10 protein-coding genes, 1 tRNA gene and 2 pseudogenes are annotated in these 12,604 nt (G+C 67.1%); 9 read left to right on the top strand and 4 right to left on the bottom strand.

The features are described from left to right. Positions 1–183, top strand: a 183-nt coding sequence (locus ACFYR3_RS33045; RefSeq protein WP_389285586.1) for a transposase, incomplete at its 5' end; no start/stop codon positions are given. Between the two features lie 438 nt (positions 184–621). After that, positions 622–1,449, top strand: coding sequence for an MBL fold metallo-hydrolase (locus ACFYR3_RS33040; protein ID WP_389285585.1), 828 nt, complete (start codon positions 622–624; stop codon positions 1,447–1,449). Positions 1,450–1,560: 111 nt separating this feature from the next. Here ACFYR3_RS33040 and ACFYR3_RS33035 read toward each other — a convergent pair. Next, a pseudogene (locus ACFYR3_RS33035) lies at positions 1,561–2,570 on the bottom strand (DUF1152 domain-containing protein); the annotation flags it as partial. On the opposite strand from ACFYR3_RS33035, the pseudogene ACFYR3_RS33030 reads away from it, so the two are divergent. Continuing rightward, positions 2,551–3,902, top strand: a pseudogene (locus tag ACFYR3_RS33030) (FtsK/SpoIIIE domain-containing protein). The pseudogenes ACFYR3_RS33035 and ACFYR3_RS33030 overlap by 20 nt on opposite strands. An 88-nt stretch (positions 3,903–3,990) precedes the next feature. Beyond that, positions 3,991–4,569 (top strand): DUF2637 domain-containing protein, encoded by a 579-nt coding sequence (locus tag ACFYR3_RS33025; RefSeq protein WP_389285583.1) that lies wholly within the window; start codon positions 3,991–3,993, stop codon positions 4,567–4,569. Between the two features lie 12 nt (positions 4,570–4,581). Here ACFYR3_RS33025 and ACFYR3_RS33020 read toward each other — a convergent pair whose 3' ends face one another. Together ACFYR3_RS33020 and ACFYR3_RS33015 are read right to left on the bottom strand one after the other, a co-directional pair. Then, on the bottom strand, positions 4,582–5,217 hold the full coding sequence (locus ACFYR3_RS33020; RefSeq protein WP_389285581.1) for a DUF6461 domain-containing protein: 636 nt from the start codon (positions 5,215–5,217) through the stop codon (positions 4,582–4,584). An 84-nt stretch (positions 5,218–5,301) separates the two neighbouring features. Next, positions 5,302–6,264, bottom strand: a complete 963-nt coding sequence (locus ACFYR3_RS33015) for a hypothetical protein (protein WP_389285579.1) — start codon at positions 6,262–6,264, stop codon at positions 5,302–5,304. A 531-nt stretch (positions 6,265–6,795) separates the two neighbouring features. Between ACFYR3_RS33015 and ACFYR3_RS33010 the strand changes: the two genes are divergently transcribed. After that, positions 6,796–7,134: a hypothetical protein gene (locus ACFYR3_RS33010; protein WP_389285577.1), complete on the top strand. Its 339-nt coding sequence runs from the start codon at positions 6,796–6,798 to the stop codon at positions 7,132–7,134. A gap of 193 nt (positions 7,135–7,327) precedes the next feature. Here the strand turns inward: ACFYR3_RS33010 and ACFYR3_RS33005 are convergent. Then, positions 7,328–7,399: transfer RNA gene (locus ACFYR3_RS33005), tRNA-Arg, on the bottom strand. 185 nt (positions 7,400–7,584) lie between these two features. Between ACFYR3_RS33005 and ACFYR3_RS33000 the strand changes: the two genes are divergently transcribed. The 4 genes from ACFYR3_RS33000 (at position 7,585) to ACFYR3_RS32985 (ending at position 12,598) form a co-directional block, all read left to right on the top strand. Then, on the top strand, positions 7,585–8,076 hold the full coding sequence (locus tag ACFYR3_RS33000; protein WP_355844730.1) for a response regulator: 492 nt from the start codon (positions 7,585–7,587) through the stop codon (positions 8,074–8,076). Between the two features lie 360 nt (positions 8,077–8,436). Next, on the top strand, positions 8,437–9,540 hold the full coding sequence (nrtL, locus tag ACFYR3_RS32995; protein WP_389285575.1) for an ArgS-related anticodon-binding protein NrtL: 1,104 nt from the start codon (positions 8,437–8,439) through the stop codon (positions 9,538–9,540). 34 nt (positions 9,541–9,574) lie between these two features. Beyond that, positions 9,575–10,966, top strand: coding sequence for a diaminopimelate decarboxylase (gene lysA / locus ACFYR3_RS32990; protein WP_355844412.1), 1,392 nt, complete (start codon positions 9,575–9,577; stop codon positions 10,964–10,966). 342 nt (positions 10,967–11,308) lie between these two features. Continuing rightward, on the top strand, positions 11,309–12,598 hold the full coding sequence (locus ACFYR3_RS32985) for a homoserine dehydrogenase (protein WP_389285595.1): 1,290 nt from the start codon (positions 11,309–11,311) through the stop codon (positions 12,596–12,598). Positions 12,599–12,604: the final 6 nt, after the last annotated feature.

Genomic DNA, 12,604 nt, shown 5'->3' with positions numbered 1-12,604 from the left:
TTCGTCAACGGCCTCGGTCAGGACCTCGACGCCGTCGTCGCCGGGCTCAGCCTCCGCTACAGCTCCGGCGCCGTCGAAGGCCACAACAACAAGATTAAAATGCTGAAGCGGCAGATGTTCGGCCGTGCCAACTTCGACCTGCTCCGCAAGCGAGTCCTGCTCACCGCGCGAGGCCGTTCATGATCGCGGTCGTGGTGACCCTCCGTGGCTCCGGCACTGAAAGTGATCCAGAACCCACGTTCAGCCGCCGCCGACAAGCCGGGAGCGCGCCCGGCGGGCGCAGCGAAGCCGGGGGTCTTGAACCAGTAGAGAAAGTTGTTACTCAGGCTTCGGCTGGGTGTGTTCGAAAGCTGCAGGACAAGCCACTAGGCATGGGTGGGAACGTGGGAACGAGCTCTGAGAAGAAGCCCGGGCCCCGGGGCGGCTCACCAGCGCGTGCTGAACGGGCTTTGCAGGATGGACCGTTTGTGAGAGGGCACACGGGGTCCGGAGGTGGCACTCCCGTCCCTGGGGTTCGAGGATGCTCGTATGAAGGTGCCGATCGGTCGCCCCAGTCTGCGGCCTTACCTGTCTTACCAGCAGCGCGCTGCAGCGCACCGTGAGGGGCTGAGTGCTCATTTCTTGGGCACCAGTTCAGTACTGCTGTCGGACGGGCAGACATCGGTGCTCAGCGACGGGTTCGTCACTCGCCCCGGGATGCTGCGAGTAGGCATGGGCAAGATCGCCCCGAACCGAGCGCTGGTCCGTGCCGCCATCGAGCGCCTGCGGGTGGACACCCTCGCCGCTGTGGTGTGCGCGCATTCCCACTACGATCACGCCCTCGACGCACCGGTGTGGGCGCTGGAGACCGGCGCCGAGCTGGTCGGGTCGGAGTCCACCGCCAACATCGGGCGCGGCCTGGGGGTCCCCGAGTCGTCCTTGCGGGTGGTCGGCGACGGCGACACCGTGACCTATGGCAGCTTCACGCTGACCTTCCTGAACTCCGTGCACAGCCCGGGCGACCACTACCCCGGTACCGTCGATCAGCCCTTGATCCCGCCGGCCGGTGCCGGTGCCTGGAAGACCGGCACCGCCTACTCCGTGCTCGTCACCCACCCCCACGGACGCGTACTGCTACAAGCCAGCGCCAACTACCGGCCCGGCGCGCTGCGCGGTCACCAGGCCGACGTCATCTACCTGGGCGTCGGCACGCTGGGCAAACAGCCCGCCGAGTTCCTTCACACCTACTGGGACGAGGTCGTGGCCGCGACGGGGGCCAGGAGGGTCATCCTGGTGCACTGGGACGACTTCTTCCTCGGCCTCGACCGGCCACTGCGCCCCATGCCCTACCTGCTAGACGACCTCGACACCACCATGAGCCGACTGCTGCCCCTGGCCCGCCGTGACGGCGTCGACGTTGTCCTGCCCGTCTCCTGGCAACCCAGCGCTCCCCTCACCGGTCTTGCGTGAACGCGGCCGCACAACCCCTGGAATCGGCGGAGCACGTCGATCACCCGGCCAACTATGCGAGACGAGCCGCTCAGAACCGGCAAGCATCAACTGACACACGTCCATCAAGGCTCAACTGAACCTGGACACTTCGGCTGGGATACGCCACAGCGGGGCTTCGTACTGCTCCCGACGGCTGCTGAGCAGTAGTGCTCTCAGGTCCTGGCGCTGCTTGCCGTTGAGGCCGAGGGCTTCAGTGATCCTGCGGAACGTCGTGTGCGTGATCCCGCGATCGTGCGCCTGGGCTTCGAACTCGTCGAGTTGCCGGAGCACCGCTTCCGGATCGAGCTTCTGTTCCGGCTGGCTGCCGAGCCAACTGGCCTTGTTGCGTTCGTAGTCGATCTCTGAGTATCCGCAGACCTCGCGGCTGTATTGCTCGGCCTCGGCGAGGGTCTCTGTCGCGAGGATGGCGCGTGCGAGCTCGTTGCGGTTGAGGGCGTCGTCCAGGTCCGCTTCGTGAACGGTGAGGCCTTCGTCGGTGAGGGGGACAGGTAGGCCGGCGTCCCTGACTTCGCAGAGGCCGCGGACTCCGCGGGCTGTGGCTGCCAGCATCGCTGTCGCCTCGGACGGGTGCCACTCCAGAATTGAGCTGATCGGTTCCACGTGCTCAGCTGTAAGCGTCAGGGCTGTTGGCCCCATCCGGTCGGCCAGAAGCTCGGCTGGGAGCTCTCCGTCTAGGCCGGGACCGGCGACCAGGAGCCTCACAGGCGCGTTGACTTGGCAGCATGCGGCCAGCATGCGGCCAGCGTGAGGGCGTCGCCGAGCGGGCTACGGAGAGTGGGTTCGTCGCCCTTGGCGAGGATGTCGCCGCCAACGTCCAGGAGGTCGATGGACTCGGGGGCCAGGTGCTCGATGAGTTCTTCGAGTTGGCGGGTGATGCCCTCGGCGCCGTGCATGGGATCGATCAGGGCGAAGGTGTGGGGGAGCTCGGCTGCCAACCGGGGGAGCGTCGAGCCTGCGGGGGCGATGGGCTTCGCGTCGGCCGGGACAGTCCAGACGCTTCGCGTAAGGGGACCTAGGCCCGTGAAGTTCGCCGGCCCCCGGGGTCCCGGCACTGGATCGATCAGGAGACGGTCCCACGCAGCCTTATTAGGTGGGGCGGTCTACGCCCGGAAGGCGCACCCGGCGGTCTACTGGGCCACGGTCGGGCTGCCCTCGTCGGTGGTCCGGCTGGTCGGTTCGTACAGCTCCAGCATGGACGCGTGCGGGCTGACGGTCCAGCCGTCCCGACTACGAGCCCTGGCCGTGCGGGCCACGACCCGCCGTGAAGTTCGGCCGGTGCCTCCGCGCCGGGGCTGATCCGTCCCACCTCCACGGGGCTGCGGGTCCGGCTTCGGCTCGCCCCTGGCCAGGAGCCGGCGGACGTGGCTGCCTCGTGTGAGCGGCTGCGGCATGCCTGGGGCGTCCACGCGGTCCACGTTCGCGAGATCAAGCCGGGGGTGGTCGAGCTGCGGTTGGTGGGCTTCGATGTGCTGCGCACGGTGAAAATGCCGCGCAGCGCGATGCGTGACCTTCTCGCCGTGCCGGTGGCGCTGCGGGAGGACGCGACCGTGTTCGTCCGCGACTATCGAGCGGTCCCTCACGAACTCGTCCTCGGCGCGGCCTTGTCGGGGAAGCCGATGTTCCTCCGCAACCTGCTGACAGGGCTGTCCGCTCAGCCGGTTGCCCTGGTCGGCATCGACTGCAAGCGGGGTGTTGAGCTGGCGCCCTTCGCTCCGCGGCTGTCGGCGTTGGCCACCGACTCCGACGAGGCCGCCGAGCTGCTGCCCGTCCTCGTCAAGGAAATGGAGGACCGCTACGACCTGATCAAGGCCCGGCAGGGCATCGCACCCGGCATCCCGGACGAGGAGATCACCTCTGACGTGTGGGGGCTGCCCGATGACGAACGGCCGCCGCCGATTGTGCTGTTCGTCGACGAGGTCGCCGAACTCTTCCTCGTGGCAAGCCGCAAGGACGAAGAACGGCGCGACGAAATGGTGACCCAGCTGATCCGACTCGCCCAACTCGGACGGGCAGCCGGCATCTACCTTGAGATCTGCGGCCAACGCTTCGGCGCCGAACTGGGCAAGGGCGCGACCATGCTCCGGGCTCAACTGACGGGCCGCGTCTGCCACCGCGTCAACGACGAGGCCTCGGCAAAGATGGCGCTCGGCGACATCGCCCCCGAAGCGGTCGGCGTCGCTGCCACCATTCCCGCCGAACGTCCGGGCTTGGCCGTCTCCGGTGACACGTCCGGCGGCTGGGGGCGCATGCGAACTCCGTACCTGTCCCTCGGTGACGCCGCGGCGATCTGCCGCGAGACTGCCGAGCTCGCCCCCGACGTACCGGCCCTGAAGCCGTTCCGACCGCACGTCTCGGCGTCGCCCGTGGTCACTCCGACCGCCGTGGCCAAGCCGCATCCGGCGACCGGCTGACCCACCGTCCAGACGGCCGGCGCGACCGCCTCGCGCCAAGGCCTTACCCCCGCCATGCCCGAAACCGAAACGAGAGGACGTGATCGGCGTGGCCGAGCGCTCCGCACCGCGTGCCTTTCCGGTCCGCGTGGATGCCGTACTGGTTCAAGCGGTCATCGCTGCTGCTCTGTCCTTCGCCCACCTCCATGATCTAGCCGTCGCCGCGGGACAGGACGGCTGGAAGGCGTGGGCCTACCCGATCAGTGTCGATCTGCTGTTGGTGGCGGCCTGGAAGCGGCTGAGGTCGGGGGAATCCAAGGCAGCCGGGTGGTGCTGGTTCCTGGTCGCGCTCACCGCGAGTCTCGGCGCCAACATCGCGACGGCCGGACTCCTCGACCTGGACCACGTTCCTGCCTCGCTCCGCATCGTCGTGGCTGGCTGGCCGGCGATCGCCTTCCTCGGCGGCACGCTGCTCGCGCAGGGACCCGCCGATCCGGCCCCGGACCTGCGTGAGCAGGACGTCGAGACGACGAATGAAGCGGCGCAACAGGGATCGGCCCCGGTACCCGCGTCGGTGTCTCGGCCGGCTGCCCCTGCTTCGCGTCCCGTGCTCGCCGCTCCACCCACAGATCGGGCTTCCCGACGCGCATTGGCGGCGTGTAGCAACAGCCACTGGATCTGGAACTGACGCAGATCTCCTTCAGTATCCGCCAGCGATGCGAACCGCTAGTAGGCGAGCAGCATCTGCTTCAAGAGGTACTGCACATTGCAGTACCTCTTGAATTTTCCGAAGAGCGTTTTCGTACGATTCCGCACGGTCCCCGCCGCTGATGGCTTCCCGGTATCTGGTTAGTTCCTCAAGGGTTGACGGTTCCTTCCCGTAGTCATTCTCGGGGAAGAGCGGATCGAAGGATGAGAGGATCTCACCGTTTTCCGCATAAGAGATCCACGCAGCCATTGTCTCGCTCAGCTGCGCAGAGAGGGCGACAGTGCCGCGAGATGCGGACTTCAGGATTCCCTCTTTTGCGAGATATGGACCATCGGATTCAACAACGAAAGCCCAGTTATTGTGGGAACCGGCGCGCAAGAGTGGTCCGCTGCTGGCAAGCATGCCGCTGCTTTGCAGCGCATCAAAATCCAGATCAGGGACATCCTCTTCGTCGATTTCCTCTCCGAACGCCTTGATGGCCTCTGCGTCGAGCCTGCTCAAGTAGATCGGTTCAATCTGACCTTCCGATACTCTGGAAAGCAGCTCGGCAGGGGAAATTCCTCGCACAAAAAGGACGCAATACCCTGTGTCGTAAATCTGCGTGTTCGGGAAAATTTCAGTGATCACGGGCTACCTCGATCGATTACTTGGAAAGCGCGGCCCGGCCCGCCGAATATCGGGCCGAACCGCGCAGCGGTGTGTTTGCTAAGGCTATCCAGCGTTTACGGGCTGTCCAGCATTCACCCAGTAGGGGTCATTCCCGAGGAGGCGCTGTTCTGTCGTGAACCGTCCGAGATCGCCGCCCACGCCCTCATTCTGGTCCTTCGGCATGCTGGCGCGGGCGCACTTCGCCGTCGCGGGAGGCATCTTCCCCTGGTTCATTCCAGGCCAACTGGTGTCCAGGCGCACTTTGCCGTTGACGGTCGAAGCGAGGATGAAGTACTGCTGGCACTCCGCTCCAGATCTAACCCCAAGCTGCCTTCCGCTCTCCTTCGACTTGGCAAACGGCCACTCATCGCACTGCGCAGGCGCAGGGGTATCCCTGTGGGCGGTGAACGTGCTGTCGCAGACGACGTTGCGGTTCTTCGTCGCCTCTGCATCGCTCGACTCGCGGTGCAGAGGCTGACCGCGACCTTCCCAAGCCGGATGGGTAGACATGCTTGCTTGGACCATGCCGATGTACGCGCGAGCTTGAGGGTACTTTGTGCTCACCTCGAAGGTGGGGGTGAATGCTGAGGCGACGCAACCTGCACGAGCGCTTACCTTGGAGTCACAGCGCACCTGGTACTGACCGTCACCAGGCTCGAGATCTCCTCCCCAGCTAGTGGAGCCGCTAAGCCCTCCGATATTAATGGTCAACACGTAGCTGATAAGGAAAGCCTTTTCGGCTCCATGTGTCTGGGATCCGGTCCACGAACGCGTGATGCCGCCGTCGATCGAGCCGCCGACCGTAATCGGTCGAGGTGTGGTCCAGGGGCCCGAGGTCTCCTTACAGCTAGAGTCGAGCGAGCAAGTCGAGTCCACCTTTACTGTCATCCCGGAAGTCCCTACGTCGGCACTCGTGAGACTAAAGTTCATGTACTCAAAGAACTCGGGAATCGCGTTCTGCGTATCGATCTCCTGCTCTACAGTGCCGTAGGCCTTCCCAAAGATCACGCCCGTGGTCGTGTCCATGAGGACGATGATGACGTCGCGTATCGAGCAAATGGAATAGCGGGTCACGTACGCCTGGTTCCGTGCCTGCGTTCCACACCACACGACACCTGTCGCAGACGCGCGCGACACTCCCTGCGTCTTCGCTGTCTCTTGCGGCGTCTGCCATTCGATGCAAACAGCCTGCTTCTGTCCTGCTTCCCTGAGCGCCTTGAGATTGCGCCTCGTCTCAGCGCAGTCAGAATCTGCTGACGCCTTATTCATTTCAGGAAGCTTCTGGAAGTCTGACGGCTGACTGCGGAGTCCGCGGTGAATGTCAATTCCGCTCGCACGCCCTGCACCTGCCGCCACGCCAATCGAATTTTTTGAAGGCGCTGTGTCGGCGTGAGCAGTTCCGGGAGAAAGTAGCGCGAGGACTAACGCTGCAATCACTCCCAAAGGTCTTCTATTTATGCCGCGCAAAATTCCCCCATGTCGTTTTGCTGATCAGTCAGGTCATTCTGGGCAACGCAATCACGACATGATCATGCTGTCAACGGTCACTTTCGGACAGTGACGGTCCTTGTCGGATTTTTATCGCTCAAGACCTTCCCGTATCTCGTGGTTGCGGCGGCCTGTCAGGTCAACCAAAGAAGGGGGCGACGTCCTTCTCGAAACGTAGCTTCAGAATGGCTGCTAGCTAGCGTCATCAACGTGTCGTTAGGGGAGTGGATCGAGGCTTCCGCCTTGCCGCTGGCTGGCGATCGCCGTCAGCGATACAGCATCGTGGATACTCGCTACGGGCGTGATCCGCCATGGTCCTGTGCCATTCGTCTGCGCATCCTTGAGGAAACCGTCGAACGAGAGGGCTTGGTCCATGCGCAGGCCGTGGCGGCCGCCTTTGTCGCCTGAGCCATCTTTTTCCATGATCGCTCGCATTGGTGCCCGCTTGTACTGCAGGGCGGCGGTACTCATGGTGTGTCGGAGGTGTGTCGCGACCACCGAGAGACAACGAGAGAGGGCGGGAGTCAGTGAGACTGACTCCCGCCCTCTTCTCTCGGCATCCGCCCTGGTCAGCGTGTAATCCCTGCTGGTCCTCGGCGAGTGCCCCCGGCAGGATTCGAACCTGCGCACACGGCTCCGGAGGCCGTTGCTCTATCCCCTGAGCTACGGGGGCGTGTCGGGCGCGTTGTGCGGCGACGGGTAGAACCCTACCAGCTCCTTCGTGGGTGATCGCCACGGGTTTTGGTCGGGGGAAAGGTGGTGGTGTGGGGAGTGCGGGAGGAGTGGCGGAGGAGCCGGGGGAGTGCTGGGTCGGTGGGGTGCGTCCTGCGGGGGTGGTGGGGGCCGCACGGGGTGGAAGTGGGGAAAACCCGGACGCGGCGGTGGGCGCGGACCTACTCTCGAGTTGTGCCAGGCGTGTCCGGTCGGGTGCTTGTTGTGGACGACAACAAGGTCATCCGGCAGCTGATCAGGGTCAACCTCGAGCTGGAGGGTCTCGAGGTCGTGACCGCGGCTGACGGTGCCGAGTGTCTGGACGTCGTCCATCAGGTTCGGCCCGATGTCGTCACCCTCGACGTCGTGATGCCTCGGCTCGACGGCCTGCGCACCGCCGCTCGGCTGCGTGCCGATCCCCGGACGCGGAATCTTCCCCTCGCGATTGTCAGTGCCTGTACGCAGTACGAGGTCGAGAGCGGGCTCGACGTCGGTGTCGACGCCTTTCTCGCCAAGCCTTTCGAGCCCTCTGAACTCGTGCGACTCGTAAGGCAGTTGATGGAGCGGCGTGAAGTGGGCGGCGGTGTCGCGGGCGGCGCCGTCGAGGAGACCGAGCGCGCGGGACGCACCGGTCACTGAGCCGCACCCGGCTTGCTGGTCACTGAGCCGTACCCGGCGTGCTGGTCACTGAGCCGTACCCGGTGTGCTGGGCACTGAGCCGTACCCGGTGTGCTGGGCACTGAGCCGTACCCAGCGCGTTGGTCGGTGGAGCGTCCCGATCTGTTGGTTCGCGAAGCGTCCCGGAGTGTTGGTCGGTGAAGCGTCCTGGTCTGTTCGTTGGCGGAGCGTCCAGGTCTGTTGGTCCGCCGACCTGTGTGGAGTACCCCGGCCGCCCGTCGACGTTTGCCGGACCCACACGGGACCGCGCCCCGTCCACATGTCGGACCATCGTCCAAACTGGCTCGCATACCCACCCCCCTCCTCCCCTAGGCTTGTCCCGTGACTCCCGTCGAGCTCTCCCGTACCGTGCTGCGCGCGGTGCGTCGTGCTGTCGACGTGGGGGAACTGAGCGTCTCCGTGCCCGCGAGCGTGGCGGTCACGCCGCCGGGGCCGGGCGGGTGCGGTGACTACGCGACGAACATCGCGTTGCGGCTGGCCGGTCCGGCCGGGCGGCCGGCTCCAGAGGTCGCCGAGATTCTGCGGCCGCACATCGCGGGTGCCCCCGGCGTCGCCGACGTGGCCGTCACCGGACCGGGTTTCCTCAACATCACCCTCGGGGGTGGAGCGTTCGCCGCCCTGGTGGAGGAGGTCCTGGAGCAGGGGACGCGGTACGGGTACGGCGACACCCTCGCCGGGCAGGTCGTCGAGCTGCGCGTGCCCTACGACACCCGGGCCGAAGTGGTCGCCGACACCCTCGTACGGATCGTCGCCACCCAGGGCGGACGTGCCGAGGTGCGCCACGCCGAGCCGGTGAACCTGCGGCCCGTGCCCGCGCCCGAGGACCCGAGCCCCCTCGGACCCGACGCCGCCCGCTGGGCGCTGCTTCACCCCGCGCCCCACGACCGGCCCCGGATCAGCGCCGACCACCTGGTTCAGCGCGAGAGCAATCCTCTCTTCCGCGTCCGTTACGCCCACGCCCGCACCCGGGCCCTGCGCCGCAACGCCGCCACCCTCGGCTTCGCCGGCGCCCCTCACGGCGTACGCCTTCCGAACGGCTCCGGCGCCTTCGCCGAGGCCGTTGCGCACGAAGGTGGCTCGCCCACCCCCTGGGCGGCGGGCCCGCGCACCCCCGGTGGCACCGGTGCCTTCCCCGCCGCCCTCCCCACCCCTCCCCACCAAGACGAAGCAGATCTCCTCGCCGCCCTGGCCGAATACCCGCACGCCCTCTGTGTCGCAGCGCGGCACCGGGCGCCTGATCGGCTGGCGCGGCATCTTGTCGTGACCGCCGATGCTCTTCTCGGTTTCCAGCACGTCGTGCTGCCGCTCGGCGACGAGAAACCCTCGGCCGCCCACCGCGCCCGGCTCGCGCTCGCCGAAGCCGCCGGGACGGTGCTGGCCGGCGGCCTGTCCCTGCTCGGCATCAGCGCACCCGAATACCTCTGACACCGCAGATGACACAGCAGAAAGCCCTTCAGACATGAGCCGTTCCGCACATCCCGCCGGGCCCCGTCACGCCGACGTCTTCGCCGAGGGCCACTACAGCGCCCCGCCCGCCGACCTCAACGCCCTCGACCCGAAGGTGTGGTCGCACACCGTCAGCCGTACGGACGACGGTGTCGTGAGCGTCGGTGGGCTCGAAGTCACCGCGCTGGCCGAGGAGTTCGGCACGCCCGCGTACTTCCTCGACGAGACGGACTTCCGCGAGCGGGCGCGTGCCTGGCGCACTGCGTTCGGGCACGACGCCGATGTCTTCTACGCGGGCAAGGCCTTCCTGTCGCGCGCCGTCGTGCGGTGGCTGCACGAGGAGGGGCTCAACCTGGACGTGTGTTCCGGGGGTGAGCTGGCGACCGCCCTGTCCGCCGGGATGCCCGCCGACCGCATCGCCTTCCACGGCAACAACAAGTCCGAGAACGAGATCCGTACGGCTGTCGAGGCCGGTGTCGGACGGATCGTGCTCGACTCCTTCCAGGAGATCGTGCGGGTGGCGCACATCGCGCAGTCCCTGGGCAAGCGCCAGCGGGTGCAGATCCGGGTGACGGTGGGCGTCGAGGCGCACACGCACGAGTTCATCGCCACCGCACACGAGGACCAGAAGTTCGGCATCGCGCTCGCCGACGGGCAGGCAGCCGAGGCCGTACGGCGGGCGCTCGCGCTCGACGCGCTCGAACTCGTCGGGATCCACTCGCACATCGGGTCGCAGATCTTCGACATGGCCGGCTTCGAGGTCGCCGCCCGACGCGTGGTCGCGCTGCTGGCCGCCGTGCGCGACGAGCACGGGGTCGAGCTGCCCGAGATCGACCTCGGTGGCGGTCTCGGCATCGCGTACACCAGCGACGACGACCCCCGCGAACCGCACGAGATCGCCAAGGCGCTGAGCGAGATCGTGACGCGTGAGTGCGAGGCCGCCAAGCTGCGCACGCCGCGGATCTCCGTCGAGCCGGGACGCGCCATCGTCGGTCCCACCGCGTTCACGCTGTACGAGGTCGGCACCATCAAGCCGCTCGACGGGCTGCGGACCTACGTCTCGGTGGACGGCGGCATGTCCGACAACATCAGGACCGCGCTGTACGACGCCGAGTACAGCGTCGCCCTCGTCTCGCGCACCTCCGACGCCGAGCCGATGCTCGTGCGCGTCGTCGGCAAGCACTGCGAGAGCGGTGACATCGTCGTGAAGGACGCCTTCCTGCCCGCGGACCTGGCCCCGGGCGACCTCATCGCGGTCCCGGCCACCGGCGCGTACTGCCGGTCCATGGCCAGCAACTACAACCACGCGCTGCGCCCGCCGGTCGTCGCCGTGAAGGACGGCTCGGCGCGGGTGATCGTCCGCCGCGAGACGGAGGAGGACCTCCTGCGCCTCGATGTCGGGTGACCGGAGTGACCGGAGGGACTTGGTCGGAGGCTTGACCGGCGGGACCTGGTCGGCGGGACTTGACCGGATGGGCTTCCGGTGCCCGGGTGGCGCCGGGGGGCCGGGTGGCGCCGGGGGTCCGGGGTGACATCAGCTCTCCAGGTATGACGTCAGGTGACAGGGGGTGACTTCAGGTGATCGGATGGACCCGATGTGCCGGGTGCGCAACAGGTGAAAGATCTCCTGTCGTCGCCTATCAGAAAATGAAATGGACGTCTCACGATCCGGACGAAGGGTAGAAACTCCCGTCCGGTGAGTGAGACTGGTCCAACCGAAGACGGTATGAGGAAACGAGGTCGGATGATGCGTACGCGTCCGCTGAAGGTGGCGCTGCTGGGCTGCGGGGTTGTCGGCTCAGAGGTGGCGCGCATCATGACGACGCACGCCGACGACCTCGCGGCCAGGATCGGCGCCCCCGTCGAGCTCGCGGGCGTGGCCGTCCGCCGGCCCTCCCGGGTGCGCGAGGGCATCGACCCCGCCCTGGTCACCACCGACGCCACCGCCCTCGTCAAGCGCGGGGACATCGACGTCGTCGTCGAGGTCATCGGCGGTATCGAGCCCGCCCGTACGCTGATCACCACCGCGTTCGAGCACGGCGCCTCCGTCGTCTCCGCGAACAAGGCGCTGCTCGCCCAGGACGGTGCCGCGCTGCACGCGGCGGCCGAGGAGCACGGCAGGGACCTCTATTACGAGGCCGCCGTCGCCGGTGCCATCCCGCTGATCCGGCCGCTGCGCGAGTCCCTCGCGGGCGACAAGATCAACCGGGTGATGGGGATCGTCAACGGAACCACCAACTTCATCCTCGACAAGATGGACTCCACGGGAGCGGGTTACCAGGAGGCCCTCGACGAGGCCACCGCGCTCGGGTACGCCGAGGCCGACCCCACCGCCGACGTCGAGGCGTTCGACGCCGCCGCCAAGGCCGCCATCCTCGCCGGGATCGCCTTCCACACGCGCGTGCGCCTCGACGACGTCTACCGCGAGGGCATGACCGAGGTCACCTCCGCCGACTTCGCCTCGGCGCGGGAGATGGGCTGCACCATCAAGCTGCTCGCCCTCTGTGAGCGGGCCGCCGACGGGGGCTCGGTGACGGCGCGCGTGCATCCCGCGATGATTCCGCTGACCCACCCGCTCGCCTCCGTGCGCGGCGCGTACAACGCCGTGTTCGTCGAGTCGGACGCCGCCGGTCAGCTGATGTTCTACGGGCCGGGCGCCGGCGGCGCCCCGACCGCCTCCGCCGTGCTCGGCGACCTGGTGGCCGTCTGCCGCAACAAGCTCGGCGGTGCCACCGGCCCCGGTGCCTCCGCGTACGCCCAGCTGCCCGTCTCACCCATGGGCGAGGTCGTCACGCGGTACCACATCAGCCTCGACGTGGCCGACAAACCTGGTGTTCTCGCCCAGGTCGCCACCGTCTTCGCCGAGCACGGGGTGTCCATCGACACCGTGCGTCAGTCGGGCAAGGACGGCGAGGCTTCCCTCGTCGTCGTCACCCATCGCGCGTCCGACGCGTCCCTCGCCGGGACCGTCGAGGCGTTGCGCAGCCTCGACACCGTGCGGGGTGTCGCCAGCATCATGCGGGTTGAAGGAGAGTAACCAGCA

Source organism: Streptomyces sp. NPDC005784, from assembly GCF_042871525.1.
GTDB lineage: Bacteria > Actinomycetota > Actinomycetes > Streptomycetales > Streptomycetaceae > Streptomyces.
The sequence above is the reverse complement of the archived record's forward strand: the minus strand, read 5'-3'. Positions and strand labels throughout refer to the sequence as shown.